Source organism: Microbacterium sp. NPDC086615 (assembly GCF_040686055.1).
Classification (GTDB): Bacteria; Actinomycetota; Actinomycetes; order Actinomycetales; family Microbacteriaceae; genus Microbacterium.
Genome location: NZ_JBFBJJ010000002.1, coordinates 107,765 through 128,454, shown reverse-complemented (window position 1 = coordinate 128,454; position 20,690 = coordinate 107,765). Strand labels below are relative to the sequence as shown.

General features: G+C 70.9%; 20 protein-coding genes. 11 read left to right on the top strand and 9 right to left on the bottom strand.

The window, feature by feature from the left end; genetic code table 11:
- Positions 1-6 precede the first annotated feature (6 nt).
- From AB0O24_RS02890 to AB0O24_RS02870, 5 genes are all read right to left on the bottom strand, one after another.
- Positions 7-1,401: an aspartate aminotransferase family protein gene (locus tag AB0O24_RS02890; protein ID WP_363372425.1), complete on the bottom strand. Its 1,395-nt coding sequence runs from the start codon at positions 1,399-1,401 to the stop codon at positions 7-9.
- Entirely contained in the window at positions 1,398-1,868 is a 471-nt protein-coding gene (locus tag AB0O24_RS02885) for an Lrp/AsnC family transcriptional regulator (RefSeq protein WP_363372423.1), read from the bottom strand. Before AB0O24_RS02885 ends, AB0O24_RS02890 begins: the two co-directional genes overlap by 4 nt.
- Before the next feature lie 150 nt (positions 1,869-2,018).
- The gene (locus AB0O24_RS02880; RefSeq protein WP_363372421.1) at positions 2,019-3,443 is read right to left on the bottom strand and encodes a gamma-aminobutyraldehyde dehydrogenase; all 1,425 of its coding nucleotides are present in this window, start codon (positions 3,441-3,443) and stop codon (positions 2,019-2,021) included.
- The gene (locus AB0O24_RS02875; protein WP_363372418.1) at positions 3,440-4,801 is read right to left on the bottom strand and encodes an aspartate aminotransferase family protein; all 1,362 of its coding nucleotides are present in this window, start codon (positions 4,799-4,801) and stop codon (positions 3,440-3,442) included. The genes AB0O24_RS02880 and AB0O24_RS02875 overlap by 4 nt, the downstream gene beginning before the upstream one ends.
- 18 nt (positions 4,802-4,819) lie before the next feature.
- A complete protein-coding gene (locus AB0O24_RS02870) occupies positions 4,820-6,307 on the bottom strand; it encodes a CoA-acylating methylmalonate-semialdehyde dehydrogenase (RefSeq protein ID WP_275798167.1) in 1,488 nt (495 codons plus the stop codon).
- A 96-nt stretch (positions 6,308-6,403) separates the two neighbouring features.
- Here AB0O24_RS02870 and AB0O24_RS02865 point away from each other — a divergent pair, with 96 nt between their 5' ends.
- The 3 genes from AB0O24_RS02865 to AB0O24_RS02855 all read left to right on the top strand — a co-directional run bounded on the left by AB0O24_RS02865 (position 6,404) and on the right by AB0O24_RS02855 (position 11,954).
- On the top strand, positions 6,404-8,023 hold the full coding sequence (locus tag AB0O24_RS02865; protein WP_363372415.1) for a PucR family transcriptional regulator: 1,620 nt from the start codon (positions 6,404-6,406) through the stop codon (positions 8,021-8,023).
- Between the two features lie 113 nt (positions 8,024-8,136).
- The gene (locus AB0O24_RS02860) at positions 8,137-9,741 is read left to right on the top strand and encodes a cellulase family glycosylhydrolase (RefSeq protein WP_363372740.1); all 1,605 of its coding nucleotides are present in this window, start codon (positions 8,137-8,139) and stop codon (positions 9,739-9,741) included.
- A gap of 152 nt (positions 9,742-9,893) precedes the next feature.
- Positions 9,894-11,954, top strand: coding sequence for a glycosyltransferase family 39 protein (locus tag AB0O24_RS02855; RefSeq protein WP_363372414.1), 2,061 nt, complete (start codon positions 9,894-9,896; stop codon positions 11,952-11,954).
- Between the two features lie 69 nt (positions 11,955-12,023).
- On the opposite strand, the gene AB0O24_RS02850 is transcribed toward AB0O24_RS02855, so the two are convergent.
- Positions 12,024-12,821, bottom strand: a complete 798-nt coding sequence (locus tag AB0O24_RS02850; protein WP_363372411.1) for an alpha/beta hydrolase — start codon at positions 12,819-12,821, stop codon at positions 12,024-12,026.
- Between the two features lie 57 nt (positions 12,822-12,878).
- Here AB0O24_RS02850 and AB0O24_RS02845 point away from each other — a divergent pair, with 57 nt between their 5' ends.
- From AB0O24_RS02845 to AB0O24_RS02820, 6 genes are all read left to right on the top strand, one after another.
- The gene (locus AB0O24_RS02845; protein ID WP_363372409.1) at positions 12,879-13,445 is read left to right on the top strand and encodes a mismatch-specific DNA-glycosylase; all 567 of its coding nucleotides are present in this window, start codon (positions 12,879-12,881) and stop codon (positions 13,443-13,445) included.
- Positions 13,442-13,864, top strand: coding sequence for a DUF2809 domain-containing protein (locus AB0O24_RS02840; protein ID WP_363372407.1), 423 nt, complete (start codon positions 13,442-13,444; stop codon positions 13,862-13,864). The genes AB0O24_RS02845 and AB0O24_RS02840 overlap by 4 nt, the downstream gene beginning before the upstream one ends.
- A 27-nt stretch (positions 13,865-13,891) precedes the next feature.
- A complete protein-coding gene (locus AB0O24_RS02835; protein ID WP_275798179.1) occupies positions 13,892-14,188 on the top strand; it encodes a DUF1905 domain-containing protein in 297 nt (98 codons plus the stop codon).
- Between the two features lie 8 nt (positions 14,189-14,196).
- Positions 14,197-14,655, top strand: a complete 459-nt coding sequence (locus AB0O24_RS02830) for an A24 family peptidase (RefSeq protein ID WP_275798180.1) — start codon at positions 14,197-14,199, stop codon at positions 14,653-14,655.
- 96 nt (positions 14,656-14,751) lie between these two features.
- The gene (locus tag AB0O24_RS02825; RefSeq protein WP_275798182.1) at positions 14,752-15,816 is read left to right on the top strand and encodes a YhjD/YihY/BrkB family envelope integrity protein; all 1,065 of its coding nucleotides are present in this window, start codon (positions 14,752-14,754) and stop codon (positions 15,814-15,816) included.
- Positions 15,809-16,522 carry an NAD(P)H-hydrate epimerase gene (locus AB0O24_RS02820; protein WP_363372403.1) on the top strand — a complete coding sequence of 238 codons (714 nt, stop codon included), beginning with the start codon at positions 15,809-15,811 and terminating at the stop codon, positions 16,520-16,522. Before AB0O24_RS02825 ends, AB0O24_RS02820 begins: the two co-directional genes overlap by 8 nt.
- Positions 16,523-16,689: 167 nt before the next feature.
- On the opposite strand, the gene AB0O24_RS02815 is transcribed toward AB0O24_RS02820, so the two are convergent.
- Entirely contained in the window at positions 16,690-17,445 is a 756-nt protein-coding gene (locus AB0O24_RS02815; RefSeq protein ID WP_363372401.1) for a glutamine amidotransferase, read from the bottom strand.
- Positions 17,446-17,513: 68 nt separating this feature from the next.
- Between AB0O24_RS02815 and AB0O24_RS02810 the strand changes: the two genes are divergently transcribed.
- Positions 17,514-17,741, top strand: coding sequence for a hypothetical protein (locus AB0O24_RS02810; protein WP_058596033.1), 228 nt, complete (start codon positions 17,514-17,516; stop codon positions 17,739-17,741).
- Positions 17,738-18,382, top strand: coding sequence for a CYTH domain-containing protein (locus tag AB0O24_RS02805; RefSeq protein ID WP_275798189.1), 645 nt, complete (start codon positions 17,738-17,740; stop codon positions 18,380-18,382). The genes AB0O24_RS02810 and AB0O24_RS02805 overlap by 4 nt, the downstream gene beginning before the upstream one ends.
- Positions 18,383-18,460: 78 nt before the next feature.
- Here the strand turns inward: AB0O24_RS02805 and lpdA are convergent, their stop codons facing one another.
- Together lpdA and AB0O24_RS02795 are read right to left on the bottom strand one after the other, a co-directional pair.
- Positions 18,461-19,858, bottom strand: a complete 1,398-nt coding sequence (gene lpdA, locus AB0O24_RS02800) for a dihydrolipoyl dehydrogenase (RefSeq protein WP_275798191.1) — start codon at positions 19,856-19,858, stop codon at positions 18,461-18,463.
- A 9-nt stretch (positions 19,859-19,867) separates the two neighbouring features.
- A complete protein-coding gene (locus AB0O24_RS02795; RefSeq protein WP_363372397.1) occupies positions 19,868-20,515 on the bottom strand; it encodes a copper resistance CopC family protein in 648 nt (215 codons plus the stop codon).
- Positions 20,516-20,690: the final 175 nt, after the last annotated feature.

Sequence of the window (20,690 nt, the reverse complement as noted above, 5' to 3'; positions counted from 1 at the left end):
TCGGGGTCAGAGGCGGTTCGACGCCTCGGTGAGGACCGAACGGAGGATCTGCTCGATCTCGGTGAACTCGGCGGGGCCGAGGGTCAGGGGAGGGGCGAGCTGGATGACGGGGTCGCCCCGGTCGTCGGCGCGGCAGTACAGGCCCGCGTCGAACAGGGCCTTCGACAGGAAGCCGCGCAGCAGTCGCTCGGACTCGTCGTCGTCGAAGGTCTCCTTCGTCGCCTTGTCCTTGACGAGCTCGATGCCGAAGAAGTACCCGTCGCCGCGCACGTCGCCGACGATCGGGAGGTCGAGGAGCTTCTCGAGCGTCGAGCGGAAGACGGGGGAGTTCGTGCGGACGTTCTCGAGCAGCCCCTCCTCCTCGAACACGTCGAGGTTCTCGAGCGCGACCGCGGCCGAGACGGGGTGTCCGCCGAAGGTGTAGCCGTGCGGGAACGAAGCGTCGCCGTGGGCGAACGGCTCGTAGATCCGGTCGCTGATGATCGTGCCGCCGAGCGGCGAGTACCCGCTCGTGACCGCCTTGGCGAACGTGATCATGTCGGGCTGGTAGTCGTATGCCGAGGCGCCGAAGTAGTGACCCAGGCGACCGAAGGCGCAGATGACCTCGTCGGAGACGAGCAGCACGTCGTATCTGTCGCAGATCTCGCGCACGCGCTGGAAGTAGCCGGCCGGGGCGGGGAAGCATCCGCCCGCGTTCTGCACGGGCTCGAGGAAGACCGCGGCGACGGTCTCGGGCCCCTCGAACTGGATCATCTGCTCGATGCGGTCCGCGGCCCACAGGCCGAACTCCTCGGGGGTCCCGCCGCCGAAACCCGATTCCTCGGCGCGGTAGTAGTTCGTGTTCGGCACCCGGAAGCCGCCGGGGGTGACGGGCTCGAACATGTGCTTCATCACCGGCAGTCCGGTGATCGCGAGGGCTCCCTGCGTGGTGCCGTGGTAGGCGATCGCGCGCGAGATGACCTTGTGCTTGGTGGGCTTGCCCTGCGTCTTCCAGTACTGCTTGGCGAGCTTGAACGCGGTCTCGACCGCCTCGCCGCCGCCGGTGGAGAAGAAGACGTGGTTGAGGTCGCCCGGGGCGAGGTTCGCCAGTCGCTCGGCGAGCTCGATCGCGGCGGGGTGCGCGTACGACCAGAGCGGGAAGAACGCGAGCTGCTCGGCCTGCTTCGCCGCCGCCTGCGCGATGCGGCGGCGTCCGTGCCCGGCGTTGACGACGAACAGGCCCGCGAGCCCGTCGATGTAGCGCTTGCCGGTGGAGTCGAAGATGTGGTGACCCTCGCCCTTGACGATGATCGGCACGCCGGGCCCGTCGGTCATGACCGACTGACGGGAGAAGTGCATCCAGAGGTGGTCGCGGGCCTTCGCCTGGAGGGCCGCGTCGTGGTCGGTGTCGTGCAGGGTCATCGTGTCCCCCAGTTGTAGAGCTGTCGGTGGAGCTTGAGATAGACGAACGTCTCGGTCGAGACGACGTCGGGGAGGGCGCGAACGCGATCGTTGAGCAGGTCGATGAGGTCGTCGTCGCTCTCGCAGACGACCTCGACGAGCAGATCGAACGATCCCGCCGTGGAGACCACGTAGGTCACGCCCGGGAGTTCCGCCATCTCGGCCGCGACGACCCGCGTGTCTCCCGACACGCGGACGCCGATCATCGCCTGACGCGCGAAGCCGAGCTGGAGCGGATCGGTGACGGCGACGATCTGGAGGATGCCGGCATCCTGCAGCTTCTGCACGCGCTGACGCGTGGCCGTCTCGCTGAGACCGACGGCCTTGCCGATCTCGGCGTACGACCGCCGGCCGTCTTCCTGCAACTGCTCGACGATCGCCTTCGACACGCGGTCGAGCGAGACGCTGCGATCAGTCACGGAACTCATGATGGGCGACGGTATCAGCGGAACAAAGGGGATATCAATGATGAATCCGGAATTTAAAGTGCCGAAACACAGCGGAAACCGTCGCGCAAGCGTGGGAGCGGAGCCCGGGCACGCAAAAGGGGCCGGGGTTTCCCCCGACCCCTCTCGCGGTTACGCGAGGCTCGCCATCACGTGCTTGAGGCGCGTGTAGTCCTCGAAGCCGTAGATCGACAGGTCCTTGCCGTACCCGGAGTGCTTGAACCCGCCGTGCGGCATGTCCGAGACGAACGGGATGTGCGCGTTGATCCAGACGCACCCGAAGTCGAGGTCGCGACTCAACCGCAGCGAACGGCCGTTGTCGCGCGTCCAGACCGAGGCGGCGAGTGCGTACGGCACGCCGTTCGCGAGCTCGAGAGCCTCCTCCTCGGTCTCGAACGACTGCACCGCGAGGACAGGCCCGAACACCTCCTGCTGCACCAGCTCATCGTCCTGGCGCAGTCCCGTGACGATCGTCGGCGCGAAGAAGCATCCGGTGTCGCCCACGCGCGTACCGCCGGTCGCGACCCGCGCGTGCGCGGGGAGTCGATCGATGAAGCCCTCCACGCGCGCCAGCTGGTCGGGGTTGTTCACCGGCCCGAAGAACGCGTCCGGATCGTCCGGGGCTCCGACGCGGACGTTTTGCTCGACATACGCGACGAGGCGCTCCACGAACGCATCGTGCAGCGACGAGTGCACGAGCAGGCGCGTGGCCGCCGTGCAGTCCTGTCCGGCGTTGAAGAACGCGGCCTCGGCGATTCCGGATGCCGCGGCCTCGAGGTCGGCGTCCGGAAAGACGATCGCGGGCGCCTTGCCGCCGAGCTCGAGGTGCACGCGCTTGAGGCCCTGTGCGGCCGAGGCCGCGACCTGCATCCCGGCGCGGACGGACCCGGTGATCGCGACGAGCTGCGGGGTGGGATGCTCGACGAGCGCCCGACCGGTGTCGCGGTCGCCGAGGACGACGTTGAAGACCCCCGGCGGCAGGATCTCCGCGGCGATCTCGGCCAGCAGCACCGTGGTCTGCGGGGTCGTCTCGCTGGGCTTGAGCACCACGGTGTTGCCGGCGGCGATCGCGGGGCCGATCTTCCACACCGCCATGTTCAGCGGATAGTTCCACGGCGTCACCTGAGCCACGACGCCGATGGGCTCGCGACGCACGTACGAGGTGAACCCCTCCGCGTACTCCGCCGCGGCGCGACCGTTCAGCTCGCGCGCCGCCCCGGCGAAGAACCGCAGCTGATCGACCGACTGCGCGATCTCGTCGGCGACGAGCGTGGCGCGCGGCTTCCCCGTGTCCTCCGACTCGAGGTCGGCGAACTCCTCCGCCCGCGCTTCGAGCGCGTCCGCGAGACGGAACAGCGCGAGCTGGCGCTCCGCCGGCGTCGCGCGCTTCCACGCCGGGAACGCGGCCGCGGCGGCCGCGACGGCGGCATCCACCTCCTCGTCCGTCGAGACCGGGGCCTGCGCGTAGACCTCGCCCGTCACGGGGCTGACGAGGTCGAGCAGGGTGCCCTCGGAGGCGACCGACGCGCCGGCGACGACGTTGTGGAGCACTCTCACGATGCCGCTGCCTCGTCGGCGACCGTGAGCGCCTCGTCGATGATGTCGAGACCGCGGACCAGCTCCTCCTCCGTGATGACGAGGGGAGGGGCGACGTGCACGCGATTGAAGTGCGTGAAGGGCCAGAGGCCCGCCTTCTTGCACGCCGCCGCGAACGCCGTCATGGGCGCCGCCGAAGGCCCCGCCGCGTTGAAGGGGACGAGCGGCTCACGCGTCTCGCGATCGCGCACGAGCTCGATCGCCCAGAACAGCCCGCGCCCGCGCACCTCGCCGACGGACGGATGCCGCTCGGCCATCGCCCGCAACCGGGGCTCGACGACGCGCTCGCCGAGGTCGCGCACGCGCTCGAGGATCCCGTCGCGCTCGAACACCTCGAAGGTGGCCACGCCGGGCGCGCACGCGAGCGGGTGGCCCGAGTAGGTGAGGCCGCCGGGGAACGCCACGGTGTCGAAGTGCGCGGCGATCGCGTCGGAGATGACGACACCACCGAGTGGGACGTAGCCCGAGTTCACGCCCTTGGCGAAGGTGATGAGGTCGGGGACCACGTCGAACGCGTCGACCGCGAACCACTCGCCGATGCGCCCGAAGCCGACCATGACCTCGTCGGCGATGTAGACGATGCCGTACTTGTCGCACAGGGCACGCACCCCGGGGAGGTAACCCGGCGGCGGCACGAGCACGCCGTTCGTGCCGACCACGGTCTCGAGGATGATCGCGCCGATCGTCGACGCCCCCTCGAGGATGATCGTCTGCTCGAGGTGCTCGAGCGCCCGGGCGGTCTCCTCTTCATCGGACGAGGAGTGGAACGCCGAGCGATACGCGTACGGGCCGAAGAAGTGCACGACCGAGGCGTCGGCGGGCTCGTTCGCCCAGCGGCGCGGGTCACCGGTCAGCGTGATGGCGGTGGAGGTGTTGCCGTGGTAGCTGCGGTACATCGCGAGCACCTTGCGCTTGCCCGTGACGAGGCGCGCCATGCGGACCGCGTTCTCGTTGGCATCCGCCCCGCCGTTGGTGAAGAAGACCTTCGACATGCCGTCGGGGGCGACCTCGGCGATGCGCCGGGCGAGTTCGCCGCGCACGTCGTTGGCCATCGCGGGCTGGACGGTGGCGAGCTCGCCCGCCTGCCGCTGGATCGCGGCGACGAGATCGGGATGCTGGTGCCCGAGGTTGAGGTTCACCAGCTGCGACGAGAAGTCGAGGTAGCTGTTGCCGGCGTAGTCCCAGAACGTCGCGCCCGAACCTCCCGCGACCGGCAGCGGGTCGATGAGCGCCTGGGCGCTCCAGGAGTGGAAGACGTGGCCGCGGTCGTTCGCGCGGACGCGGGCGTCGGTGTCGAGGTCGGGGGAGGTGAGGGTCATGGCTGTACCTTTCCGCACTCAGTGGTTGCTCGGGAAGCCGAGGCTGATCTGGCTCTCGCTGGGGTCGGGCCAGCGGGTGGTGACGACCTTGCTGCGCGTGTAGAAGTGGATCGACTCGGGGCCGTAGATGTGCGAGTCGCCGAACAGCGAGTTGCGCCAGCCGCCGAACGAGAACGCCCCCACGGGGACCGGGATCGGCACGTTGACGCCGACCATGCCCACCTCGATGTCGAACTCGAATTGGCGCGCCGTGCCGCCGTCGCGCGTGAAGACGGCGGTGCCGTTGGCGAAGGGGCTGGAGTTGATGAGCTCCACGGCCTCGTCGTACGTCTTGACGCGCACCACCGAGAGCACGGGTCCAAAGATCTCGTCGTCGTACACCTTCATGCCGGGGGCCACGCGGTCCACGAGCGAGACGCCGATGAAGAAGCCGTCGCCCTCGAACTGCTGCGTCGTGCCGTCGACGACGACCTCGGCGCCCTCGGCCGCCGCTCCCGTGACGTACGAGGCGACCTTGTCGCGCTGCTCGCGCGTGATGAGCGGACCCATCTCGCTCGCGGCATCCGTCCCGGGTCCGATCTTGAGGCCCTCGATGCGGGATGCCACCTTCTCCACCAGCGAGTCGGCGACGTCGTCGCCCACCGCGACCAGCACCGACACGGCCATGCAGCGCTCGCCGGCGGAGCCGTAGGCGGCCGAGACGGCGGCGTCGGCGGCGGAGTCGAGGTCGGCGTCGGGCATGACGACCATGTGGTTCTTCGCGCCGCCGAGGGCCTGCACGCGCTTGCCGTTCTCGGCGGCGCGCGAGTAGATGGACTTCGCGATCGGCGTGGAGCCGACGAAGCTCACGGCGCGGACGTCGGGGGAGTCCAGGAGCGCGTCGACGGCGACCTTGTCGCCGTGCACGACGTTCAGCACACCGGCGGGAAGCCCGGCCTCCTCGAACAGCTTCGCGAGGAACAGCGACGCCGACGGGTCCTTCTCGCTCGGCTTCAGCACGACCGTGTTGCCGCAGGCGATGGCGGATGCCGTCATCCACAGCGGCACCATGACCGGGAAGTTGAACGGGGTGATGGCCGCCACCACGCCCACCGGCTGCTTCACCGAGTGCACGTCGACGCCGCGGCTGACCTGCTCGGCGTGCTCGCCCTTGAGCAGGTGCACGAGACCGGCGGCGAACTCGACGTTCTCGATGCCGCGGCTGATCTCGCCCTTGGCATCCGAGAGCACTTTGCCGTGTTCGGCGGTGATGATCGCCGCGAGCTCGTCGGTGCGCTCGACGAGGAGGTGGCGGAGGCGGAAGAACACGTCGGCGCGCTTGATCAGACTCGTCGCCCGCCACGCGGGGAGCGCCGCCTTCGCGGCGGCGATGGCCTCGTCGACCTCGGCGGTGGTGGCGAACGCGACGCGCGCCTGCACCTGACCGGTCGCGGGGTCGAAGACGTTTCCCGTCCGTGCGTCGGTACCGTGCGCGGCTCCGGCGATGTGGTGGCGGATCAGGGTCATGCGTGTCCTCCTCGGCTGAGCGATCCCGGACACTCCGACCGGGCGCGCATTAGGGTGTGTGAGATTGATTCTTCGGGTGCTGTGGAGGGAACGCACGTGTCTGATCGTCGCGAATCCGAGATCCATCGGACAAATCGTCCGGTCGTCGAGGACTCCGGTCTCCCGACGCTCGCCGAGGCTCTGGACATGCCGGGTCTCGCCCAGGGGATGCCGGAGGTGCTGGCCGGAGAAGAGGCCCTCGGCTCACGGGTCCGCTGGGTGCACGTCTCGGACAGCCCCGGAGTCGGTCGCCTGCTGGACGGGGGAGAGCTGCTGCTCACCACGGCCTCCGCGTGGCCCGAGCACCCCGACGACCTGCGCGCCCTCGTCGCGGATTTCGCGGCGGCAGGGTTGGTGGGCATCGTCATCGAGTTGGGGGCGCACTATCGCTACGTGCCGGCGGTCGTCGTGGACGCGGCGCGCTCCGCCGGTCTCGTGCTCATCGCCCTGCACCGCGAGGTCAAGTTCGTCGCCGTCACCGAGCAGGTGCACCGACGGATCATCGACGATCAGACGGCGGCCCTCCGCGCTCGCGACGAGGTGCGGAGCCTGTTCACCGACCTCGCCCTCCGCGGTGCGCCCGCCGATTACGTGGTGGAGCGCCTCGCGCGCACCCTGCGCGCTCCGGTGATCCTCGAGTCGCTCGCGCACGAGGTGGTCGTCGCCGACCTCGCGGGCGCCGACCACGTCGTTCTCGAGGGGTGGCAGGAACGCTCGCGGCTGTCCGGACGCGTTCCCGACGATTCCCGCACCATCGTCCCCGTGCAGGCGCGCGGCACGCGCTGGGGCTCGCTCGTCGCTCTGGCGGGTCCCGCCCACCCGGCCGGACGCCTCGCGGTGCTCGAGCAGGGGGCCACCGCTCTCGCTCTGGGGCGGCTCGCCGACCCCACGGGCGAGGACTGGGTGCATCTCGGGCGCCGCCGCCTCGTCGACGATCTCGTCGCCGACCGCTACGGATCCCTCCCCGAAGCCGCGGTGCGACTCTCGGCTGCCGGGCTGCTGTCGGACGGGATGGCGGTGCTGGGCCTCGCCGTGAGCGGAGCCGGCGCCGCCACCATCGAAGCCGCGGCGGCGGAGGTCGGCGCGCGCGCACTCTGCGGCACCCCGCGCCGCGCCGACGAGCCGGCCGAGGGATGGATGCCGGTGCTCCTGGCCCTCCCGTCCACGACCACTCTCGCGGGGGCGACGGTCGACCGCTTCCTCGCGGCACTGCGCACCGGCGGTCGGGTGCGCCTGGTCGTGGGACCGCGGGTCGATCCGGCCGCCCCCGAGGACATGCTCGTCCGGACGCTCGATTCGGCGCACGAAGCCCTCGACCTCGCCGAGTCGGGGGAGATGGGCGAGTCGGGCGTGATGTGGGTGCGGCGGCATCCGCTTCGACGGTTCGTGGCGGCGCTGCGGGGCGACCATCGCCTGCTCGCCCACGCCGAGTCGATGCTCGCGCCCGTCCTCGACCTTCCCGCCGCGCGACGGGACGATCTCCTCGACGCCCTCGCCGCGGTGGTGGCCCACCCCGGCAATCGCACGGCGGCGGCGACCGCGGCGCACGTGTCGCGGTCGGTCTTCTATCAGCGTCTCGACGCCCTCGAGGAGATCCTCGGAGTGCGCCTCGACGACGGTGAGGTGCTCGCCGCCCTCCACCTCGCCGTGGCCGTGCATCGCGCGCACGCCTCGTGACGCTCCGGACGACATAGGATGTGCCGGAAAGGCGGGGGCCAAGGGTGCGGAAGACGACCATGCGGTGGCGGCGCGCGGGTGCGCGACTCGCCGCCGTCGCGGCGGCGGCGACGATGATGATCGCGGGTGCCGTCGTGCCGTCGGCGACCGCGGCGTCGGTGCCGGGTTGGCTGTCGACGAAGGGGTCGACGATCGTCACGGCCTCCGGTTCGCCCCACGTGATCAAGGCGACGGCGTGGTTCGGGATGGAGACGTCCACCTGCGCCCCGCACGGGCTCTGGTCGATCTCGCTCGACGAGGGGCTGGATGCCATCGCGGCCATGGGCTTCAACACCATCCGGCTGCCCTTCTCGAACGAGTGCCTCGCGGCGAAGAGCTCGAACTCCATCAACGCGGCGGTCAATCCCGGACTGGTCTCGCTGTCGCCGTTGAAGCTCATGGACACCGTCATCGCCCGGGCGAAGGCGCACGGCCTGTCGGTGATCCTCGATCGTCACCGCCCCGACTCGGGCGGACAGAGCGAGCTCTGGTACACCTCTCAGTACAGCGAGAAGCGCTGGATCGACGACTGGAAGATGCTCGCGGCGCGCTACAAGAACGAGCCCGCCGTGATCGGCGCCGACCTGCACAACGAGCCGCACGGTCCGGCCTGCTGGAACTGCGGCGACGCGTCCCGCGACTGGCGCGCCGCGGCCACGCGGGCCGGCAACGCCGTCCTGTCGGTCAACCCGAAGCTGTTGATCATCGTGGAGGGCGTCGAGAACCAGGGCGACGGCACGGCGACCTGGTGGGGCGGCGGTCTCAAGGACGTCCGCTCGGCCCCGGTCACGCTCTCGGTGAAGAACCGCGTCGTGTACTCCCCGCACGACTACCCGGCCACGGTGCACCAGCAGCCGTGGTTCTCGGCACCGAACTACCCCGACAATCTCGAGGGGATCTGGGATGCCAACTGGGGTTACCTCGTGCGCCAGAACATCGCGCCGGTGCTGCTCGGTGAGTTCGGCACCAAACTCGAGACCGAGAGCGATCGGGCCTGGCTGAAGACCCTCGTCGCTTATCTCGCCAAGACGAAGATGAGCTACGCCTACTGGTCGTTCAACCCGAACAGCGGCGACACCGGCGGCCTCGTTACCGACGACTGGCGGACGTGGCAGACGGCCAAGCTCGCCGCACTCCGGCCCATTCTGACCCCGTCGCCCGCGTCCACCCCGAAACCGACGTCGACGCCGAAGCCGACGGTCACGCCGAAGCCGACGTCGACCCCGAAGCCGACCGCGACGCCGAAGCCGACTGCGACGCCGAAGCCGACGGTCACGCCGAAGCCGACGTCGACCCCGAAGCCGACCGCGACGCCGAAGCCCACGGCCACGCCGAAGCCGACCTCGAGCCCCCAGCCTCCGGCATCCGCCTCGCCCCGGCCGGCACGCATCACGGCGTCGTGGCTCCCGCAGAGCGCGTGGGGCGAGGGCTACGTCGCCGAGGTCGAGGTGACGGCGACGGGCCCCGTCTCGCGCTGGCAGGTCTCGTTCGAGGCTCCCGGGACGACCTCGGTGTCGAACGCCTGGGGCATGAGCTGCCGCCTCTCCGGCACGACGGTCACGTGCCAGAGTGCCGACTGGGCGTCGACCCTCGCGCCGGGGCAGACGGTGCGCGTGGGGCTTCAGGCCGTGGCGACGAAAGCGCCGTCGTCGCCGAAGCTGTCGGTCGCCGCTTCGTGACCGTCCCCGTCCGGCGGCGCGTCGCGCACGGACGGGCGTGCGGACGGGCGCACGGAGACGGCGACGCCGGTTCAGCCGCCGCGGCCTGATACACGCCTGGCTCATAGGTGCGCTGAAGCAACCGTGAGTGAACGCCTGCCTACCATCCCGGCATGACCGCCACCCTCGACTCGATCTCTGCCCCGCCCCGCGAGGCCGAGGCTCCGCCCGCCCCTCGCCGGCGGACCTGGATGTGGGGCGTGATCGGGGTCGGGGCCCTCGCACTCTTCCTCAGCGGATGGCAGGTCTGGGCGGGTGCACCCTCCGAGTACTACGCGTCGATCGCGCTGTCGATGAGCCGGTCGTGGTCGAACTTCTTCTTCGGCGCTATGGACCCCGCGGGCACGGTCACCCTCGACAAGATCCCCGGCTCGTTCTGGATCCCCGCGCTGTTCGTGCGGGTCTTCGGGTACTCGGCGTGGACGGTCATCCTGCCCAACGCGCTCGCCGCCACGGCCGCCGCGCTCATCACCGCCGTCACGGCCAGGCGCCTCGCGGGGATCCGCGCGGGTCTTCTCGCCGGGGCGATCGTCGCCGTCACCCCGATCCTCGTCGCCGTCTCGCGGTCCAATCAGCCCGAGTCGTTCTTCGTCCTCGGCCTGTCGTTGACGGCGTGGGCGTCGGTGCGGGCGGTCCAGACGAAGAGCGTCGGGTGGCTGGTCGCTGCGGGAGCCTTCATCGGCCTGTCGTTCCAGTTCTACATGCTCGAGGCGTGGGCGGTCTGGCCCGCGCTCGCGGCGGCCTACCTCTGCACCCGTCAGGCGTGGGGGCGGCGCCTCGTGCACCTCGTCGTCGCGGGAGCGGTCAGCCTCGCGACGTCGCTCTGGTGGGTGGCCATCGTCTCGCTCATCCCCTCGGGCAGCCGGCCCTACATCGGCAGCACGATCGGCGACAACCCGTGGGAGATGGTCTTCGGGTACAACGGCCTGGGGCGCTTCGGTGCGACGGCCGACAGCACGACCTACGAGTCCTTCACACCTCCCTTCTCCGGCGACCCCGGGATCCTGCGCCTGTTCAACGCGCAATTGGCCGGGCAGATCGCCTGGTTGATCCCGGCAGCGCTGATCGGCGTCGTGGTGCTCTGGATCCTCCGCCTCCCGCGGCCGCTCAGCGTCCTGCTGACGGTCTGGACGCTCACCTTCGCGGCGATGTTCTCGACCGTGGCCGGGATGCACCAGTTCTACACGGCGGCTCTCGCGATCCCGCTCGCCCTCGTCGTCGCCGTCGCGCTCACCGCCGCACATCGGGCGGGCATGGTCTGGCCGCAGATCGCGATCGTCGGTGTCGCGGGGCTCACCGCGGTGATCGTCGGCTTCTCGTACGGCGGTTACAGCATCCCCGTGTCGCTGGCTCAGGCCGCGGCCGCCGTCGTGGCGGTCGCGCTGCTCCTCTCGCGCCACCGCGCGCGCATGATGACCACGGTCGCGATGGTCGTGGGGCTCCTGCTCACGCCGACCGTGTGGTCCGCGGTCACCATCGCGCACCCGAGTTCGATCAACCCCGTCGCCGGCGGGGTATCCGAGATGTCGGCCGGGGGCTTCGGCGGAACGGGTCGGGGACCCGGCGGACAGGGAACGGGCACCCGCACCGACGGCGGCTCGTTCCCGGGCGGTGCGCAGGCCGGCGGTCAGGGCGCTGGTCAGAGCGGTCCCCGCTCCGGCTTCGCTCCGGGTGGCGCGGGGACGGCGCCGGGGAGCGGACGAAACGGCACCATGCCCGGCGCCGGCGGCCGGCAGGGCATTGCCCAAGGCGCCGACAGCGAGCTCGTCGCGTGGCTGGAGGCGCGCGACACGGGGTCGACCTACGTCGCGGCCACCTTCGGTGCCCAGCAGGCGGCATCCCTCATCCTCGCGACCGACGGTGCGTCGATCCTTCCGATCGGGGGGTTCAACGGTAGCGACGACGTCCCGACGCTCGACAGGTTCATCTCGCTCGTTCAGTCCGGTGAGCTGCGCTACGTCATCGGCGGCGAGGACCGCGGGGCGGGCGGCGGCGCGACGGGATTCGGGGGGACAGGCTTCGGCGGAACGGGAGGCGCCGCCGCCGGCGGAGGCGCGGCCGGCTCCGCCCGCTCGTCGAGCAGCGACACGGCCTCGGCGCAGATCCGCCAGTGGGTCGAGCAGAACTGCACGGTCGACGCGTCCGCACCCGGCACGGTGTACGACTGCGGGTGATGAGCGGGCACGCTCCTGCTGGGGCGACCGGGGACGGTCGCTCTCGCGCTTCGCGGGCGTGACCGCGCGTCAGCTTTCGCGCGAGAGGAACTCCACCCCGGCCTCGCGGAAGGTCCGTGCCCCCGGCGCATTCACGTGATGACGGCCGGGGATGTCGGCGAACTCGCCGTGCGGCAGGAGGGAGGCGAGGTGCTGCGACTGATCGTGGATCGGATCCTCGGTGCCGGTCGCGATGAGCATCGGTTGCTGCGGCGGCGACGCGGGGTCGGGGTCGGTCTCGCCGAGCCGCATCCCCTCCGCGATCGCGACGAGGGCCCGCAGGTCGTTGCCGGGTACGCGTTCGGCGAGCGAGACGTAGCGCAGGGTGGTGGCATCCTCGACGGGCGTGCCGTGGTCCAGGAACGCGCGTGCCTGGTCGACCTTGAGCCGCGCCAACGGACGACCGTCCGGGATGCCACCGAGCACCGCCCGCTCGACGTGCTCGGGCGCGTCGACGGCCAACTGCCACCCCACGCGCCCGCCGAGCGAGTAGCCCAGGTAGCGCACGGAATCGAGCAGATACGTGTCGAGGACCGCGACGAGGTCGCTCACGAGCGTGGGCATCGTGTACGACGCCGCGTCGTGCGGCTTGTCGCTCGCGCCATGGCCGCGCTGATCCACGGCGACGACACGGAATCCGGCGCGCAAGAGGTCGCGCACCCACCCCGTGTTGACCCAGTTGTCGCGCGTGCTCGACCCGAAGCCGTGGACGCACAGCACGGCGTCCGCGTCGGGGTCGCCCCACGTGTACGTCGCCAGCCGGACGTTGTCGCCGACGATGACGAACTGCGGCGCGGGGACCTCGGTGAGCGCGGGCACGGCATCCATTCCTCCGATCCTGGCAGATGAGCCGGTCGTGACCGAAGTAGTGGTCATAGTGGTCTCATGGGGTACACGCGCGCCGAGCTGGAGTCGTTCCGGGATGCCACGATCCCCGACCTCGTCGAGCCCGGGGTCCGGCTGCTCTTCGTCGGGATCAACCCAGGCCTGTGGACGGCGGCGACCGGAACACCCTTCTCGCGGCCGGGCAATCGCTTCTGGCCGGCGCTCGTCGAGGCGGGGATCCTGCCGCGCCTCCCGCGGTACGCGGAGCCGTTGAGCGACGAGGACCGGCGCATGATCGTCGGCGCGGGGATCGGCGTGTCGAACCTCGTCGCGCGGGCGACGGCGCGTGCCGACGAACTCTCGCGTGAGGAGCTGCGGACGGGGGCCCTGGCGCTGACCGAGCGCGTGGCGGCATGGCGCCCGCGCGCGATCGCGGTGGTCGGGCTGACGGCGTACCGCGAGGGCTTCCAGCGCCCGAGAGCCGTCGCGGGGCGGCAGGACGACGAGATCGCCGGGGTTCCCACGTGGGTCCTGCCCAACCCGAGCGGTCTGAATGCCCATGACACCGTGGCGTCCCTCGCGCGCGCCTACGCCGAGCCCGCGCGCGCGGCGGGGGTTCTCGCGTGACACTCGGGCGACGACGGTCCGCGGCGGCGGTGGCGCTCGTCGTGGTCGTCGCCCTGGGGCTGGTGGTCGCGCGCGGAATTCCCGACTCCGCCGCGACCGACATCGCCGGAGACGCGCTGTACACCGTCGCCGTCTACGCCGGGTTGGTGCTGGTGTGGCCCGGCGCCCGTCGAAGCCTCCTCGGGGCGGTGGCGGCCGCCTGGAGCGTGGGCGTCGAGCTCCTCCAGCTCACCGGGGTGCCGGCGGAGGTCGCCGCGCGATTCCCGCCCGCGGCGCTCGTCCTCGGGAGCGGCTTCGACCCTCGCGACCTGGCGGTGTACCTGCTCGCCGCCGCCATCGCGCTGACGATCGACGCGGGCGCGAGCGCACTCCTCCTGCACAGGGGAGACCGCCGAGCCGGCGTCGGAGGTTCCCCGTAGGGTGACCAGCGACGGAAGGAGAACCACATGATCGTGCGTTTCGAGGGCGATGTCTACCGGTGGGAGGCCCGCACCGACAGCGACTGGTACTTCGTGGCCCTTCCGCCCGACCTGAGCGACGACATCCGCGAGACGCAGACCTTCCGCCGAGGCTTCGGCGGTGTCCGCGTCGACGCGACGATCGGCGACTCGGTCTTCCGCACGTCGATCTTCCCCCAGGCCGACGGGGTCTACGTGCTTCCCCTCAAACGCGCCGTGCGCGACGCCGAGGGCATCTCTCCCGGCGACATCGTCCTCGTCGACCTTCTCGTGCTCGACGCCTGAGGCACCGGATGCCATGGCCTCTGGTCGCCGCTCTGTCGGTGTTCGCCGGTCTCAGCGTGGTGCTCGCGATGGTCGACGCGCGGACCCGACGCCTCCCCGACGCGATCCTGGTGCCGGGCGGCGCCGCGGTGGTGGTGTTGCTGGGCGGGGCCGCGGTCGCGATCGGCGAGCCCGCACGACTTGTGGGGATCGCCGCCGGCGCCCTCAGCGCGTTCGCGGGATGTCTCGCGATGCACCTCGCGCGGCCGGCGGCATTCGGCGGGGGAGACGTCAAGCTGGCGGCCCTCTGCGGGGCGGTGCTCGGATGGCACGGCCTCGAGGCCGTGGCATCCGGAATCGCCCTCGCCTTCCTCGCGGGTGGGATCGGCGCCGCCGGAGTTCTCCTCGCCGGAGCGCGAGGTCGGTCGATCGCGTTCGGGCCGTTCCTGCTGTTCGGCGCGTGGTGGCGGGTGATCGCGGGGCTGTGAGGGCGAAGATCGGCGGGCGGGAGCGAGGTTTGTCGGCGTCGGGCGCGGCGGTCAACCCCCGATGAGCAAGGTGGTTCGCCTCGTTACGCTGGGGCCATGGCCGACCTCATCCGTCGCGTCACCGCGTGGGCTCTGTCGCTCCGCCTCGTGCGCGCCTTCCTCGTCTATTCGGGCGCGCGGGGGCCCACGCTCGCCGACAGCGTCACCTATCGCACCCTCTTCAGCCTGTTCGCCGCGGTGTTGCTCGGCTTCTCGGCCGCCGCGATCTGGCTCTCGGGGAACCCCGAGGGCCTCGCGGCGCTCGAGCGGTCGGTGAACAACGTCGTGCCCGGGCTGGTGGGCACCGACGGGCTGCTCGACGTCAGCGCGATCAAAGCGCCGACGGAGTTCACCATCGCGGGTGTGATCGCGACGATCGGTCTGCTCGGCGCGGCGATCGGCGCGATCGGCTCCCTGCGCACGGCCCTCCGCCAGATCGCGGGAGTGACCACCGATGACACTCTGCCCGTCCTCGTCATCGTGCGTAATCTCGCCGTCGCCGTCGGCATCGGCATCGCGCTCGTGGGGGCCGCCCTCGTGACGTTCCTCGCGACGGCCGGTCTCACCTTCGTGCGCGGCCTCCTCGGCATCTCCGCCGACTCGTGGGTGACCGCCGTGTTGACGTGGGCGCTCTCGACGATCGTCGTCTTGGCGCTCGACACCGCCGCGGTGGCGGTCGCTTTCGCCGTGCTGGCGGGCGTGAAGACCCGTCGCCGCACGCTGTGGCGAGGGGCGCTGCTCGGAGGCGTCGGCCTGGTCGTGCTGCAGCAGCTGTCGGGTCTGTTCGTCGGCGGGGCGGGCAACAACCCGCTGCTGACCACGTTCGCCTCGCTCATCGCGCTCCTGCTGTGGCTCAACCTCTCGAGTCAGGTCATCCTCATCGCCGGAGCCTGGATCACCGTCGCCACCGAAGAAGACCACGACCGGGTCCGAGCGAAGTACGGCGCGACCACGTTGATCCAGTTCCGCGTCCGCCGAGCCGAGAAAGCGGTGCAGGCCGCCACGGGCGAGCTGGAGGCCGCCCGCGAGGCGGAAGCCAAGGAACGCGAGACGCTCGCGAAGAACGACCCCGCCGCGGCGGATCGTGAAGACGACGCCGAGCGGGCGGCATCCCGTGGCTGAGTCCGCGCCCGCGCGGGTCGCGGCTTACACCGCCGACGCCGTCCGTGCTGCCGAGGCCCCTCTTCTGGCTGAGGGACGTCCCCTCATGCGCTGGGCGGCGCGCGCCCTGGCCGACGTCGTGGTCGCCGAGTTGCGTGTGGAGCCCGGTGCGGTCCTCGTCCTCGCGGGTGCGGGAGACAACGGGGGTGATGCGCTCTTCGCCGCCGCTGACCTCCTTCAGGCGGCGGACCGCGTCGACGTCGTCCTCGTCCGCAACCGCGTCCACCGCGAAGCACTCGACACGGCGGTGGCCGCCGGGGCGCGCGTCGTCTCCGTGTCGGAGGCCTCCACCCACGTGGATGAGTACGCCCTCGTGCTCGACGGCATCCTGGGCATCGGACGCCTCACCGACCGCCGACTGCGGGGGAGCGCCCGCGCCCTCGTCGAGCGCCTCCTGGCGCTTCCCGACCGCCCGCGGGTCGTCGCCGTGGACGTGCCGAGCGGCCTCGAGCCCGACGACGGGACCGCGGATGCCATCGTCCTCCCCGCCGATGTCACGGTCACGTTCGGTGCCCTCAAGGCCGGCCTCGTGCGCGGGCGCGGACCCGGGCTCGCTGGGCGCGTGCACCTCGTCGACCTCGGTCTCGAGCCCTATCTGCGGCGTGCGCACCCCGCCGTGACCGCCGCGATCGAGGTGGTCCGGGAGGACCCGCGCACGCGGGCCTGACGCGCGCCCGGCGCTCACTCCACGCCGCGAGACTGCACGCAGCTGACATCTCGGCGACATCGTGCAGGGGGGGGTGTCAGCGCGATGCAGTCTCATGGCCCCTGACTGGCCGTCCTGCCACCGCACCCGGTGAGAACATCCTCCCGGGACCACCACCCGGACGCCCGTCAGCGCGCGTAGCGCTCCACGAACGTGCGGAGCAGGCGCGAGGGAACGTGGACGGGAGCGCGCCGCACCGCCGCGAGCGTGAGGTCGAGCTCGTCGGCGGCGAAGTATCCGAACGCGGCGTACGCGTGGATGCGCGTGACGATCCCGTCGACGTCGAGCTCGGGGTGGAACTGCGTCGCGTAGACGTTCTCGCCCACCCGGAACATCTGCACCGGGCACGTCGGCGACGATGCCAGCAGGGTCGCCCGCGACGGCAGCGTCGTGATGGCTTCCTTGTGGCCGACGAACGCCGCGAAGGTCCGGGGCATCCCGGCGGCGAGGGGATCCGCGCGACCGGCGTCGGTCAAGGTCACGTCGACCACGCTGATCGGCTCCGCGTAGGTGCCGTCGATCTCGGCATCCAGGTAGGTCCCCAGCGTCCCCACGCCGTAGCACGCGCCCAGGAAGGGGAGATCGCGCGCGACCACGTCGTCGACGAGCGCGGCCATCTCGGCCTCGACCCGACGTTGGACCGCCGACTTCTTCTCGAGAGGGTCCGACGCGTTGAACGGGCTGCCGCCGACGAGGATGCCCGAGATCTCGTCGAGGTCGAGGTCGGGCATGGCGTCGCGCTCCAGACGGACGCGCAGCAGCCGCTCGGGCGGGAGACCGGTGTAGCGCAGGAAGAGGGCGTACTCCTCGTCGGCCGGGCGGTCTTCGGCGCGGGTGGCGAGCAGGACGAACGGTCGCTCCCCGGGCAGGTCCGTCGTCGTCACCCGAGCGATTCTAGGCCAGCCCTGTCAAGGTGCCCGGCGGTGTCGGAGGGGCGGTCTACGCTGACGACATGGCTATTGCACGACTGACCGGAGGCCCGCTCGACGGGCAGGTGCTCCCGCTCGAGAACGAGTCCGACGACACGCTGATCATGCCCTACAGCGAGGGCCAGCTGGTCTACCGCCGCGAGGGTGGCCTCGAGCACACGGGCGAGTCCGACGGTCCCACCCAGGCCGTCTTCGCCTTCGTCGAAGAGACCGAAGACATCAACCCCGACGTCGACGGGCGCGACGATTGAGCGCAGGCTCCCACGGGGCCTCGAGCGTCGAGGTCGAGTCGAAGTACGACGTCGACGAGACCACCCCGCTTCCCGACTGGTCGGAGCTTCCCGGCGTCGCGCGCGTCGGCGAGCCCGAGCCGCGTGACCTCGACGCGCGGTATCTCGACACCCCCGCGGCCGATCTCGCTCGCGCGGGCGTCGCGGTGCGGCGGCGCTTCGGAGGTCCCGACGCTGGGTGGCACGTGAAGGGTCCCGCGCGGGCAGGGGGACGCACCGAGACGCAGTGGCCCCTCGGTGCCGACGTCGATCCCGACGCCGAGCCGGTCGTGCCTCCGGCGGTTCAGGATGCCGTCGCCTCGATCGCCGCGCCGCCGTTCACGCCGCTCGCGCGGGTGCGGAATCACCGCACGGCGTATGCGCTCCTCGACGCCGACGGGGGAGAGGTCGCCGAGTTCGTCGATGATCGCGTCCGTGCGACGGACGAGCGTCGTGGCGTCGAATCCGCGTGGCGTGAGTGGGAGGTCGAGCTCGGCCCCGCCGGGCCGTCCGACGACGACGGTCGCGCGGCGTTCTTCGCCGCGGTCGATGCGGCGGTGTTCGCCGCGGGCGGCCGCCCTGCGGCATCCGGATCCAAGTTGGCGCGCACGCTCGGCCACTGAGAACCCGAGCCCCCATCCGGGGCAACGAAAACGAAAAGGCCCGCCGGGAGAACCGGACGGGCCTTTTCGTGTCGGCGATCAGAGGTTGATCATGTGCCCCACGAGACCGTGGAACGCCTCCTGCAGACCCTCCGACAGCGTCGGGTGGGTGTGCACGTTGCGGGCCGCCTCGAGAGCGGTGAGGTCCCACTTCTGCGCGAGGGTCAGCTCGGGCAGGAGCTCGGAGACATCCGGACCGATGAGGTGGCCGCCGATGAGCTCGAGCGTCTCGGCGTCGGCGATGAGCTTGACGAAGCCCACGGGCTCGCCGAGGCCGTTCGCCTTGCCGTTCGCCGAGAAGGGGAACTTCGCGACCTTGATGTCGTGGCCGGCGTCGCGCGCCTGCTGCTCCGTGAGGCCGAAGGAGGCGACCTGCGGGTTGCAGAAGGTGGCGCGCGGCATGTTGCGGTAGTCGCCGAGGGTCTGGGTCTCGGCACCCGCGATGGTCTCGGCGGCCACGACGCCCTGCGCCTCGGCCACGTGGGCGAGCTGCAGCTTCGCGGTGACGTCACCGATCGAGTAGATGTGCGGCACGTTGGTGCGCATGTGGTCGTCGATGTCGATCGCGCCGCGCTCGGTGAGCTTCACACCCGTGTTCTCGAGACCGAAGCCCTCGACCTTGGGGGCGAAGCCGATCGACATGAGCACGCGGTCGGCGTCGATGGAGCCCTGCGAGCCGTCCTTCGCGGTGTACGCGACGGTGACCTTGTCGCCGTGGTCGGTGACCGACTCGACCTTGGTCGAGGTGAGGATGTCGACGCCGTAGCCCTTGTACTGCTTCTGGATCTCTTTCGAGACCTCGGCGTCCTCGTTGGGGAGGGCGCGGTCGAGGAACTCGATGATCGTGACCTTCACGCCGTAGTTCGTCATGACGTAGGCGAACTCCATGCCGATCGCGCCGGCACCGACGATGACGATCGAGGCGGGGAGCTCGCGGTTGAGGATCTGCTCCTCGTAGGTCACGACGTTCTCGCTCAGGGTGACGCCGGGCAGCAGGCGGACGGTCGAACCGGTCGCGATGATGACGTTGTCGAAGGTGACCTGCTCCTTGGAGCCGTCGGTCAGGGTCACGTCGAGCGTGTGGTCGTCGGCGAAGTACCCGCGGCCCTCGTACTCGGTGACCTTGTTCTTCTTCATCAGGTAGTGGATGCCCTTGACGTGGCCCGCCGCCACCGACCGCGAGCGGTCGAAGGCCTTGCCGAAGTCGAAGTGCACGTCACCCGAGATGCCGAACAGATCGGCCTTGGCGTGGAAGGTGTGCGCGAGGTCGGCGTTGCGCAGCAGCGCCTTCGAGGGGATGCAGCCCACGTTGAGGCACACACCGCCCCAGTACTTCTCTTCGACGATCGCGACCGACAGGCCGAGCTGCGCTCCGCGCACCGCAGCCACGTACCCGCCGGGACCCGCACCAAGAATGACCAGATCGTAATGAGGCATGAGGAAATCCTATCGTCCGGCGGTGCCCGTGGAACCGCCTCCCGACGACCCGCCCCGCCCTCTCGCGACGAAGAGCCACACGATCGCTCCGGCGACGATCACGAGCGCCACCACGAGGAGGATCCACGGCAGGGGAGACGCGCTCGACGTGGTCTCGGACGGTGTCGCCGTGGCATCCGGGGTCGCCGTCGTCGGGGCCGTCGTCGCCGACTCGGTCGGGGTCGCGGTGGGCGTCGACGCGGTCGCCGTCGGTGTCGGGGTCGCCGCGTTCACTGTGAACGAGAAGGTGCCGTCGATCGGGTGGCCGTCGCTCGAGACGACGCGCCACTTCACCGTGACGGCACCGGATGCCGAGCCCGCCAGCGTCTGCGTCACGTCGGTGCCCGAGACGACCGGCGTGCCCTCCGTGAGCGAGGCGCCGGAGGCGTCGGTGACCTCGACGACGGCCGTGCCCTGTTCGGCGAGGATGTCGGCGCTGTAGGTGAACGTGATCTGTTCCGGAAGCGCGTCGAGCACCGCGTCGGCGGGCGGGTCGGTCGACACCAGCTCGTCGTGGGCGAACGCGGGGCTCGCCGGGAGCACGAGAAGGGCGACGAGAGCGACCAGCAGGCTCGCGAAGAAGGCGGACACGCGATGGCGGGGTGCGGAAGATGTCACTCTTCGACCCTAACGACAGGCAAGACACGGGGCTCGCGCGCGTTCCCAGACGTGACGGACGCGCGGGGGACGACGAGAGGGTGGCGAGGTGAAAGAATTGGTGTTGTTCGACTGTCCGCGTTCAGCCTCGGCGCGCATCGTTTCACGGTGCGTCAGGGCGGAGCGGGGCAACGGA

Coding starts and splice junctions, on each gene's coding strand:
- AB0O24_RS02845 (WP_363372409.1), top strand. CDS start 12,879: ATGGGGTACACGCGCGCCGAGCTGGAGTCGTTCCGGGATGCCACGATC.
- AB0O24_RS02825 (WP_275798182.1), top strand. CDS start 14,752: ATGGCCGACCTCATCCGTCGCGTCACCGCGTGGGCTCTGTCGCTCCGC.
- AB0O24_RS02885 (WP_363372423.1), bottom strand. CDS start 1,868: ATGAGTTCCGTGACTGATCGCAGCGTCTCGCTCGACCGCGTGTCGAAG.
- AB0O24_RS02875 (WP_363372418.1), bottom strand. CDS start 4,801: ATGACCCTCACCTCCCCCGACCTCGACACCGACGCCCGCGTCCGCGCG.
- AB0O24_RS02850 (WP_363372411.1), bottom strand. CDS start 12,821: ATGGATGCCGTGCCCGCGCTCACCGAGGTCCCCGCGCCGCAGTTCGTC.
- AB0O24_RS02860 (WP_363372740.1), top strand. CDS start 8,137: ATGATGATCGCGGGTGCCGTCGTGCCGTCGGCGACCGCGGCGTCGGTG.
- lpdA (WP_275798191.1), bottom strand. CDS start 19,858: ATGCCTCATTACGATCTGGTCATTCTTGGTGCGGGTCCCGGCGGGTAC.
- AB0O24_RS02890 (WP_363372425.1), bottom strand. CDS start 1,401: ATGACCCTGCACGACACCGACCACGACGCGGCCCTCCAGGCGAAGGCC.
- AB0O24_RS02855 (WP_363372414.1), top strand. CDS start 9,894: ATGACCGCCACCCTCGACTCGATCTCTGCCCCGCCCCGCGAGGCCGAG.
- AB0O24_RS02830 (WP_275798180.1), top strand. CDS start 14,197: ATGCCATGGCCTCTGGTCGCCGCTCTGTCGGTGTTCGCCGGTCTCAGC.
- AB0O24_RS02870 (WP_275798167.1), bottom strand. CDS start 6,307: ATGACCCTGATCCGCCACCACATCGCCGGAGCCGCGCACGGTACCGAC.
- AB0O24_RS02810 (WP_058596033.1), top strand. CDS start 17,514: ATGGCTATTGCACGACTGACCGGAGGCCCGCTCGACGGGCAGGTGCTC.
- AB0O24_RS02835 (WP_275798179.1), top strand. CDS start 13,892: ATGATCGTGCGTTTCGAGGGCGATGTCTACCGGTGGGAGGCCCGCACC.